This window comes from Bacillus songklensis (genome assembly GCF_042649685.1).
GTDB lineage: Bacteria > Bacillota > Bacilli > Bacillales > Bacillaceae_H > Bacillus_BA > Bacillus_BA songklensis.
Genome location: NZ_JBHRZT010000043.1, coordinates 21,063 through 43,169, shown reverse-complemented (window position 1 = coordinate 43,169; position 22,107 = coordinate 21,063). Strand labels below are relative to the sequence as shown.

Genomic DNA, 22,107 nt, shown 5'->3' with positions numbered 1-22,107 from the left:
CCCGTGCTGCAACACGAGTCATTCAATAAAGGTGAATTCATGTAAAAACCTTAGATTTATTTTACATAAGTCACCTCAAACAATCAATTGGAGAGTGAATATATGCAAGCTTCAATATTTACTTCAACAGCTGAAATGAGCCGTGAGGAATGGTTGGAAGCACGTACAAAAGGGATTGGCGGTTCAGATGCCTCCGTTATTCTGGGGCTTAACAAATGGAAAACACCTTTTGAATTATGGCTTGAAAAAACTGGCCAATTTATTTCGGAAGATATTCAAAGTGAAGCAGCATATTGGGGCAATCAAATGGAGGATGTAGTTGCAAAAGAATTCTCCCTTCGTACCAACAAAAAAGTACGTCGCTGTAATCGAATCCTTCAGCATCCTGAGTATACGTTTATGCTAGCTAACATTGACCGTGAAGTAGTTGGTGAAAAAGCTGTTCTTGAATGTAAGACGGCAAGTGAATTCAAGAAAAAGGAATGGGAAGGTGACGAAGTACCTGGTCCTTACCTAGTACAAGTTCAGCACTATCTGGCTGTTACTGGCTATCAACAGGGTTACATTGCTGTGCTAATGGGAGGCAACAAATTTGAGTGGAAGCCTGTTAATCGAGATGAAGAGCTCATTCAATATATTATCGAACAGGAGAAACACTTTTGGGAATACCATGTCATGCAAAATATACCGCCGGCTATTGATGGTTCATCTGCAGCTGAGCAGTTTTTGAAAGAGCGCTATAAAGAAACGAATCCAGAGAAAACCATGGAACTAAATGCGGATTTTAAATCAAAAATCGAAGAATACAACTCACTTAAAACTACTATCTCTCAACTCGAACAGCAGAAAAAGGCGCTTGAAAATGAAATGAAAAACGAACTAAAGGATGCGGAGGTTGGTTTCGCAAATGGTTATGAAGTCTTATGGAAGCCTCGAGCATCAAGTCGAGTGGATAGCAAGGCTTTGAAAGAAAAATTTCCTGACGTGTATCAACAAGTGGTGAAGCAAAGTGTATCACGTTACTTTTCTATAAAACAATTAGACTAGGAGGGCTTTGAATGGCGACAAATCAATCTTTAAAAAATCAATTACAAAGCAGACAAAACGTTGGTGCTCCAGCACAACAATCAAGTTCATTAAAAGCTTTATTATCAAGTCCAACAGTGAAAAAGCGCTTTGAAGAGGTACTTGATAAACGCTCAGTCCAGTTTATGACAAGTATTGTTAATTTGTACAACAGTGAGAAAATGCTTCAAAAGTGTGAACCAATGAGTGTTATTTCCTCAGCTATGGTGGCAGCGACTCTGGATTTGCCGGTTGATAAAAATTTAGGATATGCGTGGATTGTTCCCTACAAAAATACAGCATCCTTTCAGCTCGGTTACAAAGGATACATTCAGTTGGCGTTGCGAACATCTCAATACCGTTTTATCAATGTTACTCCAGTACACGAAGGGGAGTTAATGAAGTGGAACCCTCTGACTGAAGAAATTGAAATTGATTTTGATGCTCGACAATCTGACGTGATCATTGGATATGCTGCTTATTTTGAATTACTGAATGGTTTTCGAAAAACAGTCTACTGGACAAGGGATCAAGTTGAAAAGCATCGTAAGAAATTCTCTAAATCAGATTTTGGTTGGAAAAATGATTACGATGCAATGGCTATGAAGACGGTCCTTAAAGCAATGCTCTCTAAGTGGGGGATTCTCTCCATTGAGATGCAGAAAGCCTATTCAGAGGATGAAGAACCGAAGGAAGTAAAGGACATTACAGAAGAAGCTCAGGAAGTTGAATACATCGAAGCTGAAGTGATTGATGTCCCTGCTGATGAAGAAAAGCCAAGTGTCTTCAATCAAGAGAATTTCAATATTGAATAATGCTCACAACAGATAAAGTTGGATATCCTGTTTTGCTTCCAAAACGAATATGGAAAGAAGCGAAGGATAAAGCACATTTAAAACGTTTAATCCTGGAGTATATGAAACGTTACCCACATTATAGGGTGAAGGCTATGAAGAACGGTTTTGCAATATGTGAAAGGAAATAGGAAAGCCGAGGTGATACGATGCCCGAAAGTTTCTATTTTCCTATATATTCAGGTCTACTCACGAAAGAACATAGAGAAAAGATTGGTCCTGCCTTATGGGAATTCATCTGGTTTATTTCAAAGACCACTAAAGAAATTGAGGAGGATGATGAAACCTGGGGCATCGTCCTTGGTGGTAGACCGGTAAAACAATCGGAAATCGCAACAGAAATCGGCATAAGTGAAAGTACCGTTAAACGAAATATCGCACGTTTAAAACAACATGGGTATATCGAAGCGAAGCGAGCGCCGTATGGAGAAATTTATAGAGTCAAAAACTCTAAAAAATTCAAAAAGAGACAGACCAAAAATGACCTATCTGAAAAGAGAGATAGGTCACATATGACCGAGAGAAAGACAACATATGACCTATCTAATAAAGATATAAAAGATATAAAAAAAGAAGAAGAGGAGAAGAGCTTGAACAATCATGATGCTTTTCAAAAAATTGCAGATAAATTTATTCAGCGAAGAGCAAGGGGATTAGTTTTATCTAAAAAAGATGAAGAGTCTATTAATAGATTGATAGAAGATAACATTCCTTTAGACAAAATCCTTTCCTTGATCGATGTGGTATTCGATGAATATAAACCAAAGCATCGACTGGACTATATAGCAAAGTTTGAATATGTAGAAAAGGGCGTGCTGGACCGTTATCACAACGACAAGAAGAAAAGAAGCAACCTTGATGCATTAGATGAAATTGCAAGCAAGTATGAAACGGAGTGACTTTGATGACAAGCAAGCAAGTATTAAGCATTCTTCGCTATATTGCTGAAGCTTATCCGAATTTCGAAATAACACAACAACGCGTCGCTATATGGATTGAGCAGCTGAGCCCTGTTGAATATGAGCCGGCACTAGCTAAAGTAAAAAAACATGTGTCGCAATGTAAGTTTGCACCTACTATTGCGGAAGTTTACGTTGAACCAGAGAAATCACGCATTAATTATAAGCATTTAGAGAAAATGCGGAGATTGCGAGGTGATGAATATTATGCAACAAACTTTGGAAACGAAGTACAGCATTGAGGCAGAGTGCACGCTGTTAGGGAGTATTTTTCTTGAACCAGCAATCTTGCAGGAAATTTCTTTAAAACCGGAGCACTTCTATGATCCGAGAAACAGTCAAATTTTCAAATGGATGCTGCAGCTCATTGAAAAGAAAAAACCTATTGACTTTGTAGCTATGGTTGAAATAGCTGGCAATGAAAAAATTGAAAACGTTGGCGGCGTTACATACCTCATGAAACTGACTAATGCAGTACCAAGTACAGCCAACTATGAATATTACGCCGATGTCATCATGAAAATGTGGAAGCAGAGAGCTATTCAGAACATATTAAAGTCTTTTGAGGAAGGCATGCCAAGTGATGAGATAGACATTCAAGGCATTATTCAACAATTAAACCGAATTGACGTTACCGGCACAAGAGAACGATTCGATTTAACATCACGGCTGGCTAATCTATATGAACTACCGGATATTCCGGTTCCTGTTGGGTTGTCGGGGATTCCAACTGGATATAAGGACCTTGATGATATGACGGACGGTTGGCAAGATGAGGATTCAATTATTATCGGGGCTCGTCCGAGTATGGGAAAAACAGCTTTCCTCCTCAACCTTGCTGCCAATGCAGGTTTAAAAGGTGCTATTCCCGTCATCTTTTCCCTTGAGATGAGTGCAGATAGTTTAATTAAACGTATGTTGTCCATGTTGGGTGGAATTGACGGGAATAAGATGAAAAATCCGTACCATTACTTTAATGACGATGATCGTACAAGATGGGTTCAAGCTATTGGGCTACTTTCAAAGGTAAACCCTCAAATCTTCGATAAGCCAGGACAAACCGTAAACGAAATGCGCGCCCAAGTACGACAAGTGAAAAAAGATTTTCCTGGTCGCAAGCTTCTTATTTTGATAGATTATCTTACTCTGATTCGGCCGCAGCATGATCATAGTGGAAATGCTCATTTACAAGTATCAGAGATTTCAGCAGCACTTAAAGCAATGGCCAAAGAATTTAAAAATCCAGTCATTACGCTTGCTCAATTATCACGCGGTGTTGAAAGTCGAGCCAATAAGCGTCCGATGATGTCGGATCTTCGTGAATCAGGAAGCATTGAACAGGATGCGGATATTATCGCTTTCTTATACCGAGATGAATATTACAACAAAGATTCAGACAAGAAAAACATCCTTGAAATCGATATTGCCAAACAACGGAATGGCCCAACAGGTGTTGTAGAGCTTCTTTACCTGAAGGAGCAAAATAAGATTTTGGATTTATCAAGGAAAAATGTAATGAACGTTAAGGGGGATAGAAATGGCAATTCTACATCAAGCAGTTGAAGATCGTAAAAAGCATTTAATTAATCAGTTGATGAATTTTGGATATTTTAAAACACCAGAAGGCAAACAGTTATATGAACTAACGTTAACAGAGCTTGAGACTGCTCATATTGAAGTGAAATGTAAATTTGGGAAAGAAATGAACCAGTATGAGTAAGAAGAAAAATCCGGTCATTGAAAAAGCAAGACAGGAAGGGTTCCTTGCTGGACAGAAGGTCGGATTTGAGCATGGTAAACATACAGCCTTATATACTTTTGCCTCTAAGTTTGAAGGACTGGAAAAAGTTAAAGGAATTGGTCCGAAGACAATGGAGTTAATCGTCCGGCATTTTGGCAAAGAGTATTTTGAATCGGAGGGCAAGGAAGGATGAACGAACTTAAGACTCAAGTTTTACTTGAGGTTAGTGGTGAACGAGCTAGGCAAGATGCAAAGTAGAGCATACAGAGACATGATATGGGAACCTGGTTACAGATCCTCGTTGAAGAAGTAGGAGAAGTTGCTCAAGCGATGCAGGCTCAAAAAGGTTGGGGGAAAGAATCGGACGCCGATGATTTATACACAGAATTGATTCACGTAGCAGCTGTTGCGGTAGCAATCGCTGAACAAGTGAAAGAAGAGAGGGTTATGAATGAAAGTTGACCCCAAAGAGATTGAAAGAATCATAGACGATTTTGAAACGAAGGCTGAGGGAGAGCGCGAAACGTTAGAAACAATACCGATTCACAATGTCAGTGAAGCTTATTTTCTCGGAAGAAAACAAGGGTTAAAATATGCAGCTAAAGTGTTAAGGCAGGTGCTGATCAGTTGAGATTTGTTGGAATTGACCCATCAACAAAAATAGGGTTTGTTGCATTGGACGAGCATGGAGAGGTACTTCGAGCAAAGGAATTAACCGGTGTTGGCTCTGAGGATCCAAAACGCATGGTCACTCTCATTAACGAGGTAGTTGCTCATCTGAAACCAGGTGATGTCATTTGTATAGAGGGTTTCCCTTATGACACCCAAAAAGCTATGTTTGCCGGCGGATTGCATCACGGGATAAGAAATGAGCTCTACAAGCGTAAATTACCTTACTACGAAGTAGCACCTAATGCAGTAAAGAAATTTGTGAATGTAACAGGTTGGGTTGGTGAAAAAGGCAGTAAAAAACGCCTCACTGGCAAAGACAAGAAAAAAGCAGTGATGGCAGCAGTCGAAAATCATTTTGGATTTGTACACAAGAGCGATAACGTGGTGGATGCATTTATTATCGCTAAAATTTCAGCGCTATGCTTTTTAGCACAGGAGACAGGAGCAGTCAAAGCGCCTTCTCACCAGTTGGAAGTCATAAAAACAATATTAGAAGGAGTGAAGTGAAATGCAAGTAACTGTAAAAGCGCATTTTAATAAGCAGACAAAGGATAGCAAAAAAGAACTCGTTCAATTTTATGTGAAAGGCGAGGATGAAAAGAAACAAGAGCTTAACCAAATGACTCGTGAAGTAGTAGAGTTGGAGATTGAGGGTGTAGATCAGAAGCTTACTTGCGAATTTAGTAAAACAACTAAGGATAGTAAAAAGACAACTTTGGAATTTATCGTTAAAGGTGATACCTCTGCGGAACAGTCATTTAATTTTTACAAAAAAGCAGGCTCTGATGTGACGCTAAACATCGTGGAATCTCAAATGAGCATAGAAGAGTTTTATGACGAAGACGAACATGAAGGTATTGAGTATAAAGTGGGAAAAGACGGAACTGTGAGCGTGGATCCTAATCAATTGTCTATGGATGATGTGGAACAACCAGAAGAAGAAAAAGAGCCGGAAGAAAGCGTGCAGTAATGATTGGTAATCAGGTCGTTATTGTTGATGATCGTCCGGATTGGATGAAAAAAGAAGATGATTGGATGGCGTGTCGAACGCGCTGTCCTCTTTTTAGAAAATGTTCAACAAGAGTCGGCAGCCAGTGTAAAAAATTCGGTGGAGATGTTATTCCGAAAATAAGAGGTTAGGAAAGAAGGTAGGGAAATGAAGGGGTACCATTGCAAGAAATGTAATCATTGGTTTCAGCTAAGAATTCTCCACCTGTGTCCGGTCTGTGGACACGATGACATAGCTGATCGAAAAAAGCGAAAACAGGAAGAGGAAAAACGGGTGAATAGGGCGTTCCGTAACATCTTCGTACGTGCAGGTATCTTGAAATAATTTCTGTTTTCAAAATAAAAAGAGCAATTAGAAGTGCTCTCAAATAAATAGTTCAGATAAATTTAAGTAAAACATGGCATAAATCCAACAAGCAAATCCTAAAAGACCGAATAAGCCAATAGTGCTATCGATTATTTTTTTAGATGCTCCCATACGATCGAGGATTAAGGCTGGAACTAAGCAAAACAATAAAATCAATATGATAAGTGAACCTAACGATAAAGCTAATCCGGTAACAATATTGTTGTCTACATTAAACATTGTAACTCTCCTCCATTAGTTATATCGGAGAGGAAATATGAAAGTTAAATTTATCCATAAAATTATAATTTCATAAACAGGGAGTGGAGATAGTGAGTATGTCTGGAGAAGTAACTGTTTGGCGAATGACTGAGGAAGAACGATTGGCTTATATTAAAAAGCATCCGATCAAGCCTGCAGAAAAACGCAAGAAGAAAAAGGCTTTCGATGACATTCATAAATACGGGGAAAGAAGAAAGAAAAAAGATAAATCAGTTTATTAGGGGGGAGTCGGAATGTACTTAGTAACATTCAAAGCACCGTTATTCGGAGGATTTTCTGTTCAAAAATTTGAAACGTTAGATGAAGCAAAGGATCTTGTAAAAGAGTTATATCGTAATGGACATCATGATGTTATCTTATCCCAAGAAATACCGATGAAAGTAACTGTAAATGTGGAATTTTAATCAAATAAAAAAAGCCAGGATTTCTCCCGGCGATAAACTTCTGCTAAAAGGATTATAGCATAGGGAGGGATCTTGGTGGGTAAACAATTATCATTACTTCGTGATACAGATGGGGAAGAGACAAAATCCAAAGTGGAAAAGCATTTTGCGAAGTATCGCATGTATATGTTGACCGTTCCAGATGAGTTGCTGCCTAAGATTACACAAACTTACTCATTGGTTCCACCAAGTAATACAAATGCATTCCATTCTACCACTGAGAGTATTGCGATTGAGAGAGTTGACTTTGAACGAAAACGTGATGCATTCATAGAACGTACTCATAGAGCTGTGAATCGATTGAGCATGAGGGAACGTGAGCTGATCACTAAGAGCTACATGACTCATGAGGATGTGTATGATTACGATGTTTATAATGAAATGGGCGTTAGTGAAACGACTTATTACAGGATTCGTGAGAAAGCATTTTATAAATTAGCATTCAGTTTGCAACTTGTTGTTTATAAAGATGAGGAGGCACCCGTTATGTAGGTGCCTTTTTCATTTTTTTGGTATGAAAGACAAATAAAAGAATTTTGAAAGAATAAAGAATGAGCATTAGGTTTTAAGGGTGTTAATATGGTATTAAGCGATAAGACGATAAGCAAGACATTGAGCGTTCTTCATTTGAAGGGCGATTTTTTGTTGGGTAGAATAATGCAGGAAAATATCTCCTTTTGTTGTATAATTAATAGGACGAAAGGAGGGGTTGGAATGATTGACAATCTGATTAAAGAAGGGGAATCTTTAGTATCTGATGTCCAAGAAAATATGGGAAGAAAGTTTTTTAAGTCAGTAAGATTTGAGACATGGGCATCAAAAGCAATGCTTTATTTGGAAAATTATCAAAAAGGATCTGTAGTTACAGAAAAAGCTAAAGAAAGATTCAAGGCATTGGATACTAGAACAAACTATAGTTTCTATCAATTTTTATTGGGTTCCTTGAAGGCATCTAAAGAGTTTGAAGAGTTCCAAGATGCACAAGCAGAAGAATACAGTATTTAGTTAGTAAAAGCATTCCTTTGGGAGTGCTTTTTTATTGGAGGTGAGAACAATGTAATGGCAGCATAATTCTTTTCACTGATTATTTATTACTCACGAATAGACTCTGTGCGGAAACACAAGTCAGATGATTATTTTTCTTCTTTTACGGACGTCACGTTCATTTGAATGTGGCGTTTTATTATGTTCTGTGTAGCTTAATTGGCAAAGCGAATGACTGATACGCATTAGATGTGGTTCGATTCCATCACAGAACGCGCGCAGTCGTCCTTTTGGACGGTTTTTATTATGCGTCTATGGTGTAACGATAGCAAAACGAGCTTCTATCCCGTTAGCCTATGAATGTTTTCAAATTTTATAAAAAAAATAAAAAAACAAGAAGGAATTTTAACAATTAATGTATAACATATGTTATAACTTATAATAGCTACTGAGTAGCTATTATAAGTTATTGTGTTTAACCCAATCCCTTCAGGGGAATAAAAAGGTGAAGAGTAAATTCTTCTTAAAACAGAGAGAGAAAAGTATGAATCAATTCATACTAGGCATAATGTTACCATAGGATTTTGTAAAGGGTGTGACATTAATGCAGCGTAAAACAGGGGAGGAAAACGTTATGGCTACAATGGTGAAACCGATCAGACCGATGCGTGTGGAGTTCAATAACGAAGCAGAAGAGCAACGTTTTGCAAATTGGGCAGGAGGTAAAAATCCTTCTAATAAAGAAGGGCTTAGTGTTAAAAGTATGCTTGCCCAATATAGAAAGATGAAAAATAAGGAGTAACATCATTGTTCGACTTAGGACAGTCAGTCAATATCAGAGATGACCTAAGGGAAGATTTATTAACTGAAGATCATTACGAGGTTATACAGACCTTTAAATGTGGTGATGAGTCTTCCGTTGAAACCTTTTTAAAAGAAGAAGCATTATCATTACAAAGATATAATATGGCGATAACCCGATTATTTTTTGATGGTAATCAAAACTTGGTCGGGTATTTTACTGTATTTAATGATATGTTGCAAAGGATTGGGAGAGACAAAAGAAAAAAACTAAACTGGGATTTAATATCCGCAGATTTTTATCCGGCTATCAGAATTCACTATCTTGGTGTAGATGAAAGATATAGAGGCCAGGGGAATGGAACTACTATTATGCTTTCGGCTATCGATCTTTGCCATCAAACTTCAAAGATCAGTGGGTGTAGCTTTATTACAATTGAAGCGTTGGATAGCTCAGTAGAGTTTTACCGAAGGTTCGATTTCAAAACTCTTGGAAGACCTACATCATATTACTACAACATGGCATTAAAAATTGATGAATTAGATTGAAGATCACTAGCACTAGCTAGTGGTCTTTTTATTTGGAGGAAAATGAATGAAGGACTATGCGAGGAAGTTCTATAAGTCAGCAGCCTGGCGTAAATGCCGTGATGCTTACTTCCTCAGTCAGCATGGATTGTGTGAGCGATGCAGTGATCCTGGCTTGATTGTTCATCATAAGATCTACATCAGTCCTGAGAACATTAATGATCCATCAATCACATTGAATCCTAAGAACCTTGAATTATTGTGTCAGACCTGTCATAACCAGGAGCATCATGGTAAGTCGGAAGTGGTCAGAAATGGACTGAGGTTTGACGAAAACGGAAATTTAATATCGATATAACCCCCCAGTCTTAAAATTCAATACAAAGCATTTAGGGACCGATGGGGGAGCTTCGAAAAATACACAGGCCATTTTCGTATGAGGGGGGGTATCTATTTTATGGCGAAATTGAGTAAGAAAAAACAAGATGAGTTGATTGAGGAAGAGATAAAGAGATATGACCATATTTTTAAATATTTACAGGAAGATAAACGACAGGTGGCGCAACGACTGATTGAACGAGTTGCTTTTATGACTATTACGCTGCAGATCTTAGAGGATGCAATTAAGACTAAGGGACCCGTTTATTTATTTAAACAAGGCTCTCAGCAAATGATAGTTGAAAATCCGGCTCAAAAATCTTATAACGCCATGATTAATCGTTATACCTCTGCATATGAAAAACTGTTTAGTCTTCTCCCTAAAGAGGGCCTAACTGTGGAAGATGAAAGCGACGGGTTCGATGAATTCGTGATGAACAAATGAAGATGCGCAAGAATTATCCTATGACTTATAACCCTATCATTGATTATTACAACCGTATTGAATCTGGAGAAGAGATTGTTGGAAACAAAGTCAGAAGGATTTATAAAAAACTTGCAAATGATGTATACGATAAGGATTCTGAATATGAGTATGACCCTAAAAGGGCCAATCATGCCATTGAATTCATTGAAAACTTTTGCAAGCACAGCAAAGGAAAATGGGCAGGCCAGCCTATTAATTTAGAGCTTTGGCAAAAAGCATTTATCGCGGCCACTTTTGGTTTCATTCATAAAATTGACGGCACTCGAAAATATCGAGAGGTCTTTTTGGTCGTTGCTCGGAAAAATGGAAAGTCCACTTTATCATCTGGCATTTGCTTATATTTACAAGTGGCTGATGGGGAAGGTGGAGCAGAAGTTTATGCCGTAGCAACAAAGGAGCAACAGGCAAAAATCGTTTGGTTGGAATCAAAACGGATGGTCAAAAAATCGCCCGTGCTCTCCAAGAGGATAAAGGCGCTTGTTAAAGAACTGAATGCGGACTTCAACGATAGTGTATTTAAACCGGTAGGAAGTGATAGTGATACACTTGACGGTTTGAACGTCCATGGAGCCTCCTTAGATGAGATTCATGCTTGGAAGGATAAAAATCTTTATGATGTTATTGTGGATGGCACATCGGCGAGGGAACAGCCTCTCATCCTTATGATCACGACAGCCGGCACCGTCCGGGAATCGGTTTATGACATGAAATACGACGAGGCAGAAATGCTGCTGAATGGTTTTGATGATCCAGAAGGTTATAAAGATGATCGTTATCTACCAATTATTTATGAGTTGGACAACCGGAAAGAGTGGCTGAATCCGGAATGTTGGAAAAAAGCCAATCCGGGATTAGGGAGTATAAAGAAAACGGATCAGTTAGCTACTAAAGTAAATAAGGCAAAAGCTAACCCTCTTCTTGTAAAGAATTTGCTCACCAAGGATTTTAATATCAGAGAGACTTCCACAGAATCATGGCTTTCTTTCGATGATATCAACAACGATTTAACATTTGATATAGAAGAGCTGAGAGGCTGTTATGCAGTCGCCGGCACGGATTTAAGTAGCACCACTGATTTAACAGCAGCCACCTTAATTATTCAAAAGCCCGATAGTGACATGGTTTATGTTCTTCAGAAATATTTTATCCCGGAAGAACTCATTGAGAAGAAAATCCAGGAAGATAAAATCCCTTATGACATCTGGATTGAAAGAGGATATGTGGAAGCCACACCAGGCCACAAGGTGGATTACTCACGAGTAACAGCCTGGTATATGGAAATGATTAATGTTTATGATATCCGTCCATTGTGGCTGGGTTACGATAGTTGGAATTCTCAATACTGGACCAAAGAAATGATCGATTTTGGTTTTGAAATGGAAGAGGTAAGGCAAGGGGCAAAAACGATGTCTCAACCAATGAAATTGTTGGCAGCAGCCTTGAAGGCCAAGAAAGTAAATTACAATAATAATCCTGTTCTTAAATGGTGTTTATCTAATACAGCCATTAAGACGGACGAAAATGAAAATATCCGTCCTGTAAAAGGTCTGAGCCAGAAAATGAGGATCGATGGAGCGGTGAGTTTAATCATTGCTTACGTTGTCCTCCAGAATCATTACAATGACTATACTGCCATTATCTAAACGCCTACGAGGTGTTTTTTTATTGCTTAAAAGGGGGTGAATTAATGCAAAAGAGAAGCATTTGGGACAGGATTTTTGGAAAAGAACCTAAGCGGTTGACAAACGAAACTCAATTTAAATTTATGAACGGGTTCACACCTGTTTTCAGTCATTTTGGAGAGGATCCCTACACATCTGATGTGGTAAGGAGTGCCATCCATGTAATCGCCTCGAATGCAGCCAAATTAAAGCCCAAACACATAAGAAGATTAAACAAAGAAATTTCCCATGTGAATGGCCAATTAGAAAGGCTCTTAACCGTTCGGCCAAATGAGTTTATGAGTGCATATGATTTTATTTATAAAGTCGTTACTCAGAGGGAACTTTTCAACAATGCATTTGTTTATATCAAATGGGATCCTCTTAGCAATCAAGTAGTAGGCTTTTATCCGGTCGATATGTCAAGCATGGAGTTAGTAGAAGCCCAGGACATTTTATTTGTTAAATTCCAATTTCCTAATGGACAAAAACTTACTGCACCGTATTCGGATTTCATCCATCTCAGGAAGTTCTATAACCAAAACGATATATTTGGTGAATCAAATGCGAAAGCACTATTACCTACTCTGGAACTAATTCATACAACCGATGAAGGCATTTCTAATGCTGTGAAATCATCGGCTTTTTTGCGTGGTTTAATTAAATTTACAAATTCCATGTTGAAGCCAGAAGATATTAAGAAGCAGCGTGATGCTTTTGTTCAGGATTATATGGATGTATCCAATAATGGCGGAATCGCGGCTCTGGATGCGAAGGCAGAATATCAGGAATTAAAGAATGATCCCAAAATGGTTGATGATAAGCAAATGGCTACAATTGAAGAAAAGGTCCATAAGTATTTCAACGTCAATAAAAAAATTATTATGAGTAATTACACTGAGGATGAATGGAATGCTTTTTACGAGAATGTCCTGGAGCCTATAGCTATCCAAATGAGCTTAGAATTCACTTCTAAACTCTTCACGGACAGGGAACAAGGATTTGGTAATGAAATAATCTTTGAGGCAAATCGCCTTCAGTATGCTTCTACCAAAACCAAGGTTAGTTTGATTAAAGAAACGATGACGCTTGGTATTCTTTCCAAAAATGAAGCTAGGGAAATTTTTAATCTTTCTCCTATTGAAGGTGGAGACGAATATATCCAGACATTAAATGTTGTCAATGCAGCAAAGGCTGATCAGTACCAAGTAGGGGAACCGAAAGGAGGTGAAACAGATGACGAAGAAGATGCAGACTCCGATGACGGAGAAACGTGAATTACCTCAATCCACAATTGAATTGCGTGAAAGTGAGAACGGTCAGCGTACTCTTACCGGTTATGCGGTTAAATGGGAAATGAAGTCTCACAAAATGGGGTATTGGACGAGGTTCAGGGAGCAATTTAAGAAAGGTGCTTTCACTGAATCACTTAATAAGGATGATCAGCGTGCACTTTGGTCTCATGATACATCAAAGGTGTTGGGTAGGACTAAGAACGGCACTCTGCGTTTATATGAGGATGACATTGGGCTGCGCTTTGAATTGGATTTACCTAATACTACACTTGGAAATGACGCATACGAAACGATTAAACGCGGTGATGTTGACGGCGTTTCTTTTGGTTTCAGCATGCGGAAGCAGGAATGGGATGAGGCGGATCCGGATAATATCGTCCGGACTATTACACAGGCAGATTTATTTGAAATTAGTCCTGTGGGCTTCCCGGCTTATCCGGATAGCCAGGTCAGTGCTCGGAGTGATGATCCATATAAAGCTTATTTAGAAGAAAAAGAGAATCTGCAAAACAGAGAATTACGCAAACAATTAATTTTACAAACTTACCTATAGGGGGAAAATTCATGAATCGTTTACAGGAAATTTTAAAAAGAAAACAAGAAATCCGGTCTTTGCTTGAAAGTGATCAGGAAGTAGATGTAAAGGCGATTGAAGAAGAGCTTCGCCAGCTGCAGCAAGAAGAAGAAAAGATTATTGAAAAGCGTAAGCTTGCGGAAGGCATTCAGCTTGGCCAAGTTGAAACTCGTACAATTGAAAAACCTGTAGAAGGGCGCTCTCAAAATCCTGAACTTCGAGACTTGAAATGGGATGCAGCCATTGAAACCCAGGAATATCGTTCTGCATGGGCCAAAGACATGATGGGAATGAAGCTGGATGATGAGGAAAGAGAATTCTTTGACAAAGTAAACAATGAATATAGAGACTTCCTTCATACTACTGAAAATACTCAGGTTCTTATTCCTAAAACAGTGGCAGATGGTATTTGGAAACGGGCCGAAGAAGAATCTTCTTTGTGGACAGCTGTACGCAAACTACGCGTAAAAGGCGAACTTTCAATGAAACGTTCCGAAGGAAATTCAGCGAACGGTCGTTGGTATGATGAAGATGAAGTTGTCGTAACTGATCAACTTGCATTTGGAGAACTAAACTTAACAGGTTGTGAATTGGCGAAAGCAATTGAAGTAACCTGGAAATTGCGTAAAATGTCAGTATCCGACTTTGAAGCTTATATTCAAGAAGAAATCGGACTTCGTATGGGGGCCGCACTGGGTAATGCAGTGTATGACGGTAGAGGTAAACCAAGCGCATCGGACACTTTTAAACCTGAACCACTCGGAATTAGAAGGGCTATTATGGCCGAAACTGGCACTCCTCAATTTATAGGGTATACAGATGCACCTGTTTATGAAAATCTTACAGCAGCAATGGGGAAACTTCATTCTTCATATGCTAATGGTGCAACAATCTATGCTAATTCCACTACAATTTGGAGCACTCTTGCAAATTTAAAAGATGGACAAGGCCGTCCTTATTTCATCCCTGATGTAACTGCCGGAGGCGTGGGAAGAATTTTTGGCCGTCCAGTACAACCGGATGCTGCAATTCCTGATGGAGAAATTCTTATTGGAAACCTTAGTGCTGGTTATGTAGCTAACATCAATGAGGATATTACTATGTATCGTGAAGAACATGTCCGGGCTCGTAAGACTGATTATATGGGTTATGCTATCGTTGACGGCGGACCACGAGACAATAAAGCATTTGTTATCCTAGGACCTTCGGCTCCAACAGTTTAATCCATTAAAAATTAAAGGAAGGGATGATTCTAATGGCTACACATAAGGTTATTAAAAATTTCCGAGACAAAGAAAACAATGAAAAGCTATATATTACAGGCGATTCTTACACGCATGAAAATGCTGAAAGGATCGCTTTTTTAGTTAAGCAAGGCTACCTGGATGCTGCGGAAGTTAAAGGTGAAGAAAAATTTCCTAAACACACTGGGGGAGGCTGGTACGAGCTTTCAAACGGTGAAAAAGTTCAAGGGAAAGATGAAGCAGCTGTTGCTGAAAAGGAATTGCAAAAAGAAGGTGAGTAAGTATGCTTGCTGACGTGAAAACAGCTTTAAGGATTTCCCATGATGCATTAGATACTGATATATCGGATCTAATAGATGAGGCCCGGCAAGATTTAATCTTGGCGGGCCTTTCTTCTGCAAAAGCAAATGATGATGAAGATGCTTTGATTAAGCGTGCCATCAAAACCTACGCAAAAGCACATTTTATAGCCGATAATGTTACGGCTGAGAGATTCCAAAAATCCTATGACATGCTTAAGCAGCATTTAACACTGGCAGGTGATTATACAAGTGAATGACATTCTGTTTTTCCCTGTCGTCACCACTGTGGAAGATGAGCTTGGTCAGAAAGAGGAAATTGAAGATTACAGCAGGCAAGTTTTTTGTGAAAAAAACAGTGCCTCACGGGCTGAGTTTTTTTCGGCAGGCCAGAACGGCATTAAAGCCAGTTGTGTTTTAATCATTAATTTATTCGACTACCAAAAAGAAACAAGATTGAAATACGAAAATGATATTTATTCCGTTTATCGTACCTATGAGAGGTCGGATGAGAGGATAGAGCTTTATTGTGAGGTGAGAGCTGGTGGTTAGGATCGACGATATTGCAAAAGAGCTAACGAAGCAGCTTGCCCAATATACCACCTCGGTAGAAGAAGAGTTAGAAAACGCAAAAGAAGATGTGACTAAAACAGGCGTTACTGCATTAAAGGCAGCCAGTCCTAAAGAAACAGGAAGTTATGCCAAAGGCTGGACCCGGAAGAAGGTAGGGCAAGATATCATTGTTCACAATCGTACGGATTACCAGCTTACTCATCTGCTTGAGCATGGCCATGCAAAAGCAGGAGGTGGAAGAGTGGTTGGCATTCCTCATATTCGTCCTGTAGAAGAACAGATGGTTAAGGAATTTGAGGAACGTGTAGAGAAGGCGATTAAATCATGACATTAGTTGATTTAAAAAAGATACTTGATAAAACGGGGTATCCTGTCACGTATTCACATTTTACGCCAACGGAAAACAATCCCGTACCTTCCCCACCTTATATTTGTTATCTGTTCACTTATTCATCAAACTTCATGGCTGATGGCAAGGTGTATAAGAAAATCGACAACATTCAAATTGAACTATACACGACTAAGAAGGATTTAATTGCTGAAAGCAAGCTTGAAACGGTACTAGATGAGAATAATATCCCCTATGACTCTACTGAGACATTTATAGAATCTGAAAAACTATTTCAAAAAATATACGAAGTGAGGTTGATCTAATATGCCGGAAAATAAAGTTACTTTTGGTCTTAAAAATGTACATTATGCACCTTATACAGTTGCAAATGGCGTTATCACTTATGAAACTCCTATTCCATTACCAGGGGGAATTGAGCTATCCATTGAACCAAGGGGAGATATGACGGAATTTTATGCGGATGATATGCTTTACTATTCAGCAAGTAACAATCAAGGATATGACGGTACAGTTTCTCTTGCGAATATTCCTGAACAATTCGCTATAGATGCTCTGGGTGAAGAAAAAGACGCAACTGACATGGTATTGACAGAGAAGTCGTCTAGCAAAGGGAAGCCTTTTGCACTCTTATTTGAGTTCGATGGGGATGTCAAAGCTACCCGTCATGTTCTTTACAATTGCACAGCAAATCGTCCTACCATCGCATCTTCTACAAAAACAAACACAGCAGAGCCAAATGCTAATGAACTGACATTTGTAGCTGCGCCTCGTGAGACAGATCGCGCGGTTAAAACAAAAACAACTGCCTCCACACCGGCTGCCGTTTATGATGCATGGTATACAAAAGTTTATGAAAAAACTCCAACAGTATAAAGGGTGATTGAGTATGGAAAAAACAATTGTTATAGATGGTAAGCAGGTGCGATTTAAAAGTACCGCAGCAACTCCTTTGCGATACAAGGCTCAGTTCCATAAAGACTATCTTGTTGAAATAATAAAATTAAATTCATTAGGCAAATTGGATAAAGAAAATATCGATTCCGGCAATATTAACGATTTAGATTTTGAAGTGTTTTATAACATTGCTTGGACGCTGGCGAAAACAGCCGATCCATCTATCTCTGATCCAATCACTTGGCTAGATGATTTTGAGGAGTTTCCACTTCTAGACATCCTCCCGGAGTTAATGGATTTAATCATGTCTACGATTCAGGGTAAAAAAAAATAGATAAAAACAAAGGGCAAGGGACGAATAGCAGTAGAGAATTTTCTACTGAAACGTTCCTTGCTCTTTGTTATAAGTGGGGACTTACTAAAAGTGATTTAGAGGATATGACCGTCGGTATGTGCCTGGACTATATACACGAGTTTGTAGATCTTCAGAATCCAAACACCCAAAATCAGGTTCGTCAAGCCACACAAAATGATTTTGATGCTTTCTAAAAGTGAGGTGAAACCATGGCTGATAAGAGAATTAAAGGAATTACAATTGAGATAGGCGGAGAGACAACCGGTTTAGATAAGGCATTAAAGAATGTTAATAAACAATCTGTCTCTTTACAGCAAGAATTAAAGCAAGTTGAAAGGCTATTAAAGTTTAATCCCGGCAATACCGAAGCGATTGCCCAGAAACAAAAACTGCTGTCTGATCAGATAGCAGTCACATCGGAAAAATTAAATCAATTAAAGGCAGCTCAGGCGCAGGTAGATGCGCAGTTTGCGGCCGGGAAAATATCAGAGGAAACCTATAGGGCTTTTCGCCGTGAAATTGAATTCACTCAAGGTTCATTGGATGGCCTGAGAAATAAGCTATCAGACTTGCAAGCTGAACAGGAGAAAGCGGCAAATTCAACTAAACAGCTAGAAACATTTTTTAAAGCAACAGGCAAAAGTGTGGATGATTTCGCCAATTCACTGGGAAGTTCACTCACGAATGCTATAAAAAACGGAACCGCCTCATCCAAACAGCTTGAAGCAGCAATAAGTAAAATTGGACAAGAAGCGCTGGGTGTCGGCGCTGATATAGATAAATTTAAAAAAGCTCTGTCATCTGTGGATGATGGGGCTTCTTTAAAATCCGTAAAAAAAGAGTTAGGTGATCTTTCTAAAGAAGCCAAATCAGCCGAAGAGTCAGTCAGCGGTTTGGAGGGTGCGCTTGAGGGGGTAGCAGGTGCATTAGTGGCGGGTGGTGGTATCGCTGGAGCAGTCCAGACGGCTTTAGATACTTCTAGCTTAAATACTAAAATTAATATTTCAATGGAGGTTCCGGAGGAGTCAAAGGCAGCGGTTAAAGATGCAATAAATACTGCTACGTCCTATATCGGTGATCAAGAGGCGGCTCTTGAAGGTGTTCGAAAACAATGGGCATTAAATAAAGATGCTTCTGATGAGGCAAACGCAGCTATCGTTGCTGGAGCAGCTACTATTTCGGCTACTTTCTCAGAAATTGATTTTTCAGAGTTAATTCAAGAAACAAACGAAATTGCTTCAAGTCTCGGAATTACTAATGAAGAAGCGTTAGGGTTAGTAAATTCACTATTAAAAGTAGGGTTTCCGCCTGGCGAAATAGATATTATTGCCGAGTATGGAACTCAACTGAAAATGGCTGGTTACGATGCAGAACAGATTCAAAATATTTTTGCGGCGGGAATAGACGCTAAAAGCTGGAATATAGACAACCTCCTCGATGGTATTAAAGAGGGAAGAATTCAAATGGCTGACTTCGGCTCAGGACTCTCAAAAGAACTGACGGGGATCCTATCGCAAACCGATATATCTGCAAAGCAGTTCCAAACATGGGGACAAACTATCGCAAAAGGCGGAGAAGACGGACAACTAGCCATGTTGGAAGTTACTAAAGCGTTAGCCGGCGTAAAAGATGAAACAGTAAGGAATCAGTTGGGAACTCAAATGTTTGGCACCATGTGGGAAGATCAAGGCATGAAAGTAGTGGATACTCTCCTTAAAGCTGAACAAGGGACTGCGGATTTAAAAGCTGGGGTAGACGATGTAAACAATTCAGTTAGTATGATAAATGCAGATGCTGCTACTCAACTGCAACAAGCATTCACCAACATAAAAACAGCCTTAGAACCATTATTATTGGTCATTGCTTCCTTTGTCTCCAAGATAGCTGAATGGGTATCGAATAATCCCACCTTAGCTGCTACTATTACAGCTGTTGTGACAGCTATTGGGGTTTTACTGGGTGCGTGTATGGCTTTAGCTCCTATCTTCACTGCCATTGCAAGTCTTGCCGGGGTATTAGGTTTAAGTATAGGAGCGATTGCCGCACCGATTGGTATAGTTGTAGCTGTTATAGCGGGATTGGTGGCAGCAGGTGTGCTGCTTTATAAGAACTGGGATGAAATCATGGCAAAGGCTGCTGATCTCAAAAATAATGTTGCGGCTAAATTCGAAGAATTGAAAACAGCTGTTTCTGAAAAAATGACAGCGGCAAAGAATAAAATTTCCGAGATTTGGACTCAGGCCAAGACCTCAACAGGGAATCTTGTGGAGAGTATACGTGTTACAGCCAGCACTAAATTTGAAGCGTTGAAGGCAACGGTTTCTGAAAAACTCACAGCTGCCAAAAATAAAGTTCAAGAAACCTGGACGGCAGCCAGAACCATTACTTCGAATTTGGTAGAGGGAATTAGAAGTGCGGCAAGTCAAAAATTTGAGGCTTTAAGAAGTACGGTTAGTGAAAAATTAGCTGCAACACGAAATAAAATTTCGGAAATGTGGTCTTCTGCCAGAACACTGACAAGTAATCTTGTAGAAGGAATAAAGAGCACTGCTCAGAGTAAATTTCAGGCCTTAGTTTCGGCTGTTGCCTCAAAAATGAGTGAAGTAAAAGGGAAGGTCCAAGAAGGGTGGAATAAGGCCAAGGCTTTTTTAGAAGGAGTCAACCTAACTTCTATTGGTAGGAATATTATTCAAGGATTAGTCAATGGAATTGGTTCTTTAATGGGCTCCGTGCAATCCAAAATAGAAGAAATTGCTTCTAAAATTCCGGAGTGGGCTAAAAAAATGCTGGGGATTCACTCTCCATCCCGCGTAATGATGGAAGTCGGTAAGTGGGTGTCACTTGGATTGGCTGCGGGGATCTCTCAACACGAAAATGCCGTGAAAGATTCATCAGAGGATTTAGCAAAAGTAGCCGTTCCTGATTTACGCGATAAAATCAAGCTAAGTCAATGGCAATTTGGTGAGATAACGAAGATAGCCAAATTGGGAGCTAAGGAGCGTTATCAGGCGGTTGAACAATGGCTTTCTAAGCAGAAAGAGCTAGAGAATATTAGCGCAAAAAATGAAGTAGCTGTCTGGGATTTTGTCACAAGAAAATTTATTCTTAATGCTGATGAGAAGCGAAAGGCTCAATTGAAGTTACGTGATGCCAAAAGAGCTATTGATCAAGATATCTTCAATGATGAGAAAGCTTGGATTGAGGAACGAAAAAGATTGAATCAGCTTTCCCTCACACAAGAATTACAAGCCTGGGAACAGGTTGCTTCACGATATGCAGAGGGCTCAAATAAACGCTTGGAAGCCGAACAGCAAGCGGCCAATGTCCGTAAAGCGATTTACGATCAACTAAAAAAAGCAAGTGATGATTACTTAGCGAAGGTTAAAGAAGTTAACGATAACGTTGCTAAGGAAGAGCAGCGTTTAAATGAGGCATATGATCAGGCGGTTGAGCAAAGGGTTAAATCTATTCAGGGATTTGCCGGTATCTTTGATGAAATTAAGTTAGATAAGGACGTTGTCGGAACAGATCTTCTAAACAATCTTGAAGACCAAGTGAGCTACTTGGAAGATTGGACGAAGAATGTCCAAGAGTTAGCCAATCGTGGTATTGATGAGGGATTATTGAAAGAATTACAGGATATGGGACCGAAGGCCGGCCAAGAACTTGCTGCCCTTGTTAAACTATCAGATGAACAACTTTCAAAGTATCAATCCTTATGGCAAGCAAAAAATCAATTAGCGCGAACGCAGGCCGCTACAGAATTAGCAGGATTACGTAAGGACACGGATCAGCAGATTCAGGAGCTGCACACTCGTTCAGCTGAACAGCTGGAAGAGCTTAAGAATGAGTTTGTCGTGACGGCACAAGACATCCGTCATGGAACGGAAGCAGAGTTTGATGCTCTGTCTTCTACATTACCTGAAATCGGCCGTAACGCTGTAGAAGGTTTAATGAAGGGTATGGACGAGATGGTCGGTCCATTGATGGATCAGGCAAGGGCCATGGCCGATGAAATCAGAAGAACGATTCAAAAAGCCTTGGATATTCATTCTCCATCCCGTGTAATGAAAGAACTGGGTCAATGGATTCCATTAGGGTTAGCGGAAGGAATGAAGGCTCAAATGGGAGCCGTAATCCAGGCGACCAATCAAATGACACAGGCTACAATTCCAGCCGTTAATAGTGCATCAGGTGCAGCGGTGGCAGGTAGACCAATTTATATTACATTTGATGTGGATGGAGAAACACTTGGAAGTAAATTAGTGGATCCAGTTGCAGAAGAGATTGTGTTACGTGTGGGGCGGTGATA

The 22,107-nt window shown here is 39.5% G+C and carries 33 protein-coding genes and 1 tRNA gene; 33 read left to right on the top strand and 1 reads right to left on the bottom strand.

Annotation, left to right across the window (positions count from 1 at the left end; genetic code table 11):
- Positions 1–102: 102 nt before the first annotated feature.
- From ACFOU2_RS09755 to ACFOU2_RS09700, 12 genes are all read left to right on the top strand, one after another.
- Positions 103–1,047 carry a YqaJ viral recombinase family nuclease gene (locus tag ACFOU2_RS09755; RefSeq protein WP_377914601.1) on the top strand — a complete coding sequence of 315 codons (945 nt, stop codon included), beginning with the start codon at positions 103–105 and terminating at the stop codon, positions 1,045–1,047.
- A gap of 11 nt (positions 1,048–1,058) precedes the next feature.
- A complete protein-coding gene (locus ACFOU2_RS09750) occupies positions 1,059–1,880 on the top strand; it encodes a recombinase RecT (RefSeq protein ID WP_377914599.1) in 822 nt (273 codons plus the stop codon).
- A gap of 188 nt (positions 1,881–2,068) precedes the next feature.
- Positions 2,069–2,818, top strand: coding sequence for a winged helix-turn-helix transcriptional regulator (locus ACFOU2_RS09745; protein WP_377914597.1), 750 nt, complete (start codon positions 2,069–2,071; stop codon positions 2,816–2,818).
- Between the two features lie 5 nt (positions 2,819–2,823).
- On the top strand, positions 2,824–3,120 hold the full coding sequence (locus ACFOU2_RS09740; RefSeq protein WP_377914595.1) for a hypothetical protein: 297 nt from the start codon (positions 2,824–2,826) through the stop codon (positions 3,118–3,120).
- Positions 3,086–4,441 carry a replicative DNA helicase gene (gene dnaB / locus ACFOU2_RS09735; RefSeq protein WP_377914593.1) on the top strand — a complete coding sequence of 452 codons (1,356 nt, stop codon included), beginning with the start codon at positions 3,086–3,088 and terminating at the stop codon, positions 4,439–4,441. Before ACFOU2_RS09740 ends, dnaB begins: the two co-directional genes overlap by 35 nt.
- The gene (locus tag ACFOU2_RS09730) at positions 4,416–4,598 is read left to right on the top strand and encodes a Fur-regulated basic protein FbpA (protein WP_377914591.1); all 183 of its coding nucleotides are present in this window, start codon (positions 4,416–4,418) and stop codon (positions 4,596–4,598) included. Before dnaB ends, ACFOU2_RS09730 begins: the two co-directional genes overlap by 26 nt.
- Complete coding sequence (locus ACFOU2_RS09725) at positions 4,591–4,812, top strand: hypothetical protein (RefSeq protein WP_377914589.1); 222 nt, start codon at positions 4,591–4,593, stop codon at positions 4,810–4,812. The genes ACFOU2_RS09730 and ACFOU2_RS09725 overlap by 8 nt, the downstream gene beginning before the upstream one ends.
- 83 nt (positions 4,813–4,895) lie before the next feature.
- On the top strand, positions 4,896–5,081 hold the full coding sequence (locus ACFOU2_RS09720) for a hypothetical protein (protein WP_377914587.1): 186 nt from the start codon (positions 4,896–4,898) through the stop codon (positions 5,079–5,081).
- Positions 5,071–5,250, top strand: coding sequence for a hypothetical protein (locus tag ACFOU2_RS09715; RefSeq protein WP_377914585.1), 180 nt, complete (start codon positions 5,071–5,073; stop codon positions 5,248–5,250). Before ACFOU2_RS09720 ends, ACFOU2_RS09715 begins: the two co-directional genes overlap by 11 nt.
- The gene (locus ACFOU2_RS09710; RefSeq protein ID WP_377914583.1) at positions 5,247–5,798 is read left to right on the top strand and encodes a hypothetical protein; all 552 of its coding nucleotides are present in this window, start codon (positions 5,247–5,249) and stop codon (positions 5,796–5,798) included. Before ACFOU2_RS09715 ends, ACFOU2_RS09710 begins: the two co-directional genes overlap by 4 nt.
- Position 5,799: 1 nt before the next feature.
- Positions 5,800–6,261 (top strand): hypothetical protein, encoded by a 462-nt coding sequence (locus ACFOU2_RS09705; RefSeq protein ID WP_377914581.1) that lies wholly within the window; start codon positions 5,800–5,802, stop codon positions 6,259–6,261.
- Complete coding sequence (locus tag ACFOU2_RS09700; RefSeq protein WP_377914579.1) at positions 6,261–6,431, top strand: hypothetical protein; 171 nt, start codon at positions 6,261–6,263, stop codon at positions 6,429–6,431. The genes ACFOU2_RS09705 and ACFOU2_RS09700 overlap by 1 nt, the downstream gene beginning before the upstream one ends.
- 232 nt (positions 6,432–6,663) lie before the next feature.
- Here ACFOU2_RS09700 and ACFOU2_RS09695 read toward each other — a convergent pair whose 3' ends face one another.
- Entirely contained in the window at positions 6,664–6,885 is a 222-nt protein-coding gene (locus tag ACFOU2_RS09695; RefSeq protein WP_377914577.1) for a hypothetical protein, read from the bottom strand.
- A gap of 98 nt (positions 6,886–6,983) precedes the next feature.
- Here ACFOU2_RS09695 and ACFOU2_RS09690 point away from each other — a divergent pair, with 98 nt between their 5' ends.
- From ACFOU2_RS09690 to ACFOU2_RS09590, 21 genes are all read left to right on the top strand, one after another.
- Positions 6,984–7,148, top strand: coding sequence for a hypothetical protein (locus ACFOU2_RS09690; protein ID WP_377914575.1), 165 nt, complete (start codon positions 6,984–6,986; stop codon positions 7,146–7,148).
- Between the two features lie 12 nt (positions 7,149–7,160).
- Complete coding sequence (locus ACFOU2_RS09685; RefSeq protein WP_377914573.1) at positions 7,161–7,331, top strand: hypothetical protein; 171 nt, start codon at positions 7,161–7,163, stop codon at positions 7,329–7,331.
- A 75-nt stretch (positions 7,332–7,406) separates the two neighbouring features.
- Positions 7,407–7,862 carry an ArpU family phage packaging/lysis transcriptional regulator gene (locus tag ACFOU2_RS09680; protein ID WP_377914571.1) on the top strand — a complete coding sequence of 152 codons (456 nt, stop codon included), beginning with the start codon at positions 7,407–7,409 and terminating at the stop codon, positions 7,860–7,862.
- A gap of 222 nt (positions 7,863–8,084) precedes the next feature.
- Positions 8,085–8,375, top strand: coding sequence for a hypothetical protein (locus ACFOU2_RS09675; protein ID WP_377914569.1), 291 nt, complete (start codon positions 8,085–8,087; stop codon positions 8,373–8,375).
- 183 nt (positions 8,376–8,558) lie between these two features.
- A tRNA-Ile gene (locus tag ACFOU2_RS09670) sits at positions 8,559–8,628 on the top strand.
- A gap of 330 nt (positions 8,629–8,958) precedes the next feature.
- The gene (locus ACFOU2_RS09665; RefSeq protein WP_377914567.1) at positions 8,959–9,156 is read left to right on the top strand and encodes a hypothetical protein; all 198 of its coding nucleotides are present in this window, start codon (positions 8,959–8,961) and stop codon (positions 9,154–9,156) included.
- 5 nt (positions 9,157–9,161) lie between these two features.
- Positions 9,162–9,704, top strand: a complete 543-nt coding sequence (locus ACFOU2_RS09660; RefSeq protein WP_377914565.1) for a GNAT family N-acetyltransferase — start codon at positions 9,162–9,164, stop codon at positions 9,702–9,704.
- A 46-nt stretch (positions 9,705–9,750) separates the two neighbouring features.
- Positions 9,751–10,041 carry an HNH endonuclease gene (locus ACFOU2_RS09655; RefSeq protein WP_377914563.1) on the top strand — a complete coding sequence of 97 codons (291 nt, stop codon included), beginning with the start codon at positions 9,751–9,753 and terminating at the stop codon, positions 10,039–10,041.
- Positions 10,042–10,140: 99 nt separating this feature from the next.
- On the top strand, positions 10,141–10,506 hold the full coding sequence (locus tag ACFOU2_RS09650; RefSeq protein WP_377914561.1) for a hypothetical protein: 366 nt from the start codon (positions 10,141–10,143) through the stop codon (positions 10,504–10,506).
- Between the two features lie 2 nt (positions 10,507–10,508).
- Positions 10,509–12,191: a terminase large subunit gene (locus ACFOU2_RS09645; RefSeq protein WP_377914559.1), complete on the top strand. Its 1,683-nt coding sequence runs from the start codon at positions 10,509–10,511 to the stop codon at positions 12,189–12,191.
- A 44-nt stretch (positions 12,192–12,235) separates the two neighbouring features.
- Positions 12,236–13,486, top strand: a complete 1,251-nt coding sequence (locus ACFOU2_RS09640; protein ID WP_377914557.1) for a phage portal protein — start codon at positions 12,236–12,238, stop codon at positions 13,484–13,486.
- A complete protein-coding gene (locus tag ACFOU2_RS09635; RefSeq protein ID WP_377914555.1) occupies positions 13,446–14,057 on the top strand; it encodes an HK97 family phage prohead protease in 612 nt (203 codons plus the stop codon). Before ACFOU2_RS09640 ends, ACFOU2_RS09635 begins: the two co-directional genes overlap by 41 nt.
- An 11-nt stretch (positions 14,058–14,068) precedes the next feature.
- The gene (locus ACFOU2_RS09630) at positions 14,069–15,301 is read left to right on the top strand and encodes a phage major capsid protein (protein ID WP_377914553.1); all 1,233 of its coding nucleotides are present in this window, start codon (positions 14,069–14,071) and stop codon (positions 15,299–15,301) included.
- A 32-nt stretch (positions 15,302–15,333) separates the two neighbouring features.
- Positions 15,334–15,603, top strand: coding sequence for a hypothetical protein (locus tag ACFOU2_RS09625; protein ID WP_377914551.1), 270 nt, complete (start codon positions 15,334–15,336; stop codon positions 15,601–15,603).
- Between the two features lie 2 nt (positions 15,604–15,605).
- Complete coding sequence (locus ACFOU2_RS09620; RefSeq protein WP_377914549.1) at positions 15,606–15,881, top strand: head-tail connector protein; 276 nt, start codon at positions 15,606–15,608, stop codon at positions 15,879–15,881.
- Positions 15,874–16,173 (top strand): phage head closure protein, encoded by a 300-nt coding sequence (locus ACFOU2_RS09615; protein ID WP_377914547.1) that lies wholly within the window; start codon positions 15,874–15,876, stop codon positions 16,171–16,173. Before ACFOU2_RS09620 ends, ACFOU2_RS09615 begins: the two co-directional genes overlap by 8 nt.
- Before the next feature lies 1 nt (position 16,174).
- On the top strand, positions 16,175–16,522 hold the full coding sequence (locus ACFOU2_RS09610; RefSeq protein WP_377914890.1) for an HK97 gp10 family phage protein: 348 nt from the start codon (positions 16,175–16,177) through the stop codon (positions 16,520–16,522).
- On the top strand, positions 16,519–16,848 hold the full coding sequence (locus ACFOU2_RS09605) for a hypothetical protein (protein WP_377914545.1): 330 nt from the start codon (positions 16,519–16,521) through the stop codon (positions 16,846–16,848). Before ACFOU2_RS09610 ends, ACFOU2_RS09605 begins: the two co-directional genes overlap by 4 nt.
- Position 16,849: 1 nt before the next feature.
- The gene (locus ACFOU2_RS09600) at positions 16,850–17,419 is read left to right on the top strand and encodes a major tail protein (RefSeq protein ID WP_377914543.1); all 570 of its coding nucleotides are present in this window, start codon (positions 16,850–16,852) and stop codon (positions 17,417–17,419) included.
- 13 nt (positions 17,420–17,432) lie between these two features.
- Positions 17,433–17,774 carry a hypothetical protein gene (locus ACFOU2_RS09595; RefSeq protein ID WP_377914541.1) on the top strand — a complete coding sequence of 114 codons (342 nt, stop codon included), beginning with the start codon at positions 17,433–17,435 and terminating at the stop codon, positions 17,772–17,774.
- Between the two features lie 230 nt (positions 17,775–18,004).
- Positions 18,005–22,105: a DUF2207 domain-containing protein gene (locus ACFOU2_RS09590; RefSeq protein WP_377914539.1), complete on the top strand. Its 4,101-nt coding sequence runs from the start codon at positions 18,005–18,007 to the stop codon at positions 22,103–22,105.
- Positions 22,106–22,107: the final 2 nt, after the last annotated feature.

Bases quoted from the DNA above. Each gene is read 5' to 3' on its own strand.
- ACFOU2_RS09605 (WP_377914545.1), top strand. From the start codon at position 16,519: ATGACATTAGTTGATTTAAAAAAGATACTTGATAAAACGGGGTATCCT.
- ACFOU2_RS09625 (WP_377914551.1), top strand. From the start codon at position 15,334: ATGGCTACACATAAGGTTATTAAAAATTTCCGAGACAAAGAAAACAAT.
- ACFOU2_RS09600 (WP_377914543.1), top strand. From the start codon at position 16,850: ATGCCGGAAAATAAAGTTACTTTTGGTCTTAAAAATGTACATTATGCA.
- ACFOU2_RS09700 (WP_377914579.1), top strand. From the start codon at position 6,261: ATGATTGGTAATCAGGTCGTTATTGTTGATGATCGTCCGGATTGGATG.
- ACFOU2_RS09750 (WP_377914599.1), top strand. From the start codon at position 1,059: ATGGCGACAAATCAATCTTTAAAAAATCAATTACAAAGCAGACAAAAC.
- ACFOU2_RS09590 (WP_377914539.1), top strand. From the start codon at position 18,005: ATGGCTGATAAGAGAATTAAAGGAATTACAATTGAGATAGGCGGAGAG.
- ACFOU2_RS09720 (WP_377914587.1), top strand. From the start codon at position 4,896: ATGGGAACCTGGTTACAGATCCTCGTTGAAGAAGTAGGAGAAGTTGCT.
- ACFOU2_RS09725 (WP_377914589.1), top strand. From the start codon at position 4,591: ATGAGTAAGAAGAAAAATCCGGTCATTGAAAAAGCAAGACAGGAAGGG.
- ACFOU2_RS09690 (WP_377914575.1), top strand. From the start codon at position 6,984: ATGTCTGGAGAAGTAACTGTTTGGCGAATGACTGAGGAAGAACGATTG.
- ACFOU2_RS09665 (WP_377914567.1), top strand. From the start codon at position 8,959: ATGCAGCGTAAAACAGGGGAGGAAAACGTTATGGCTACAATGGTGAAA.
- ACFOU2_RS09640 (WP_377914557.1), top strand. From the start codon at position 12,236: ATGCAAAAGAGAAGCATTTGGGACAGGATTTTTGGAAAAGAACCTAAG.
- ACFOU2_RS09695 (WP_377914577.1), bottom strand. From the start codon at position 6,885: ATGTTTAATGTAGACAACAATATTGTTACCGGATTAGCTTTATCGTTA.
- ACFOU2_RS09685 (WP_377914573.1), top strand. From the start codon at position 7,161: ATGTACTTAGTAACATTCAAAGCACCGTTATTCGGAGGATTTTCTGTT.
- ACFOU2_RS09730 (WP_377914591.1), top strand. From the start codon at position 4,416: ATGGCAATTCTACATCAAGCAGTTGAAGATCGTAAAAAGCATTTAATT.
- ACFOU2_RS09755 (WP_377914601.1), top strand. From the start codon at position 103: ATGCAAGCTTCAATATTTACTTCAACAGCTGAAATGAGCCGTGAGGAA.
- ACFOU2_RS09655 (WP_377914563.1), top strand. From the start codon at position 9,751: ATGAAGGACTATGCGAGGAAGTTCTATAAGTCAGCAGCCTGGCGTAAA.
- ACFOU2_RS09650 (WP_377914561.1), top strand. From the start codon at position 10,141: ATGGCGAAATTGAGTAAGAAAAAACAAGATGAGTTGATTGAGGAAGAG.
- ACFOU2_RS09595 (WP_377914541.1), top strand. From the start codon at position 17,433: ATGGAAAAAACAATTGTTATAGATGGTAAGCAGGTGCGATTTAAAAGT.
- ACFOU2_RS09740 (WP_377914595.1), top strand. From the start codon at position 2,824: ATGACAAGCAAGCAAGTATTAAGCATTCTTCGCTATATTGCTGAAGCT.
- ACFOU2_RS09620 (WP_377914549.1), top strand. From the start codon at position 15,606: ATGCTTGCTGACGTGAAAACAGCTTTAAGGATTTCCCATGATGCATTA.
- ACFOU2_RS09630 (WP_377914553.1), top strand. From the start codon at position 14,069: ATGAATCGTTTACAGGAAATTTTAAAAAGAAAACAAGAAATCCGGTCT.
- dnaB (WP_377914593.1), top strand. From the start codon at position 3,086: ATGCAACAAACTTTGGAAACGAAGTACAGCATTGAGGCAGAGTGCACG.
- ACFOU2_RS09715 (WP_377914585.1), top strand. From the start codon at position 5,071: ATGAAAGTTGACCCCAAAGAGATTGAAAGAATCATAGACGATTTTGAA.
- ACFOU2_RS09705 (WP_377914581.1), top strand. From the start codon at position 5,800: ATGCAAGTAACTGTAAAAGCGCATTTTAATAAGCAGACAAAGGATAGC.
- ACFOU2_RS09635 (WP_377914555.1), top strand. From the start codon at position 13,446: ATGACGAAGAAGATGCAGACTCCGATGACGGAGAAACGTGAATTACCT.
- ACFOU2_RS09675 (WP_377914569.1), top strand. From the start codon at position 8,085: ATGATTGACAATCTGATTAAAGAAGGGGAATCTTTAGTATCTGATGTC.
- ACFOU2_RS09745 (WP_377914597.1), top strand. From the start codon at position 2,069: ATGCCCGAAAGTTTCTATTTTCCTATATATTCAGGTCTACTCACGAAA.
- ACFOU2_RS09645 (WP_377914559.1), top strand. From the start codon at position 10,509: ATGCGCAAGAATTATCCTATGACTTATAACCCTATCATTGATTATTAC.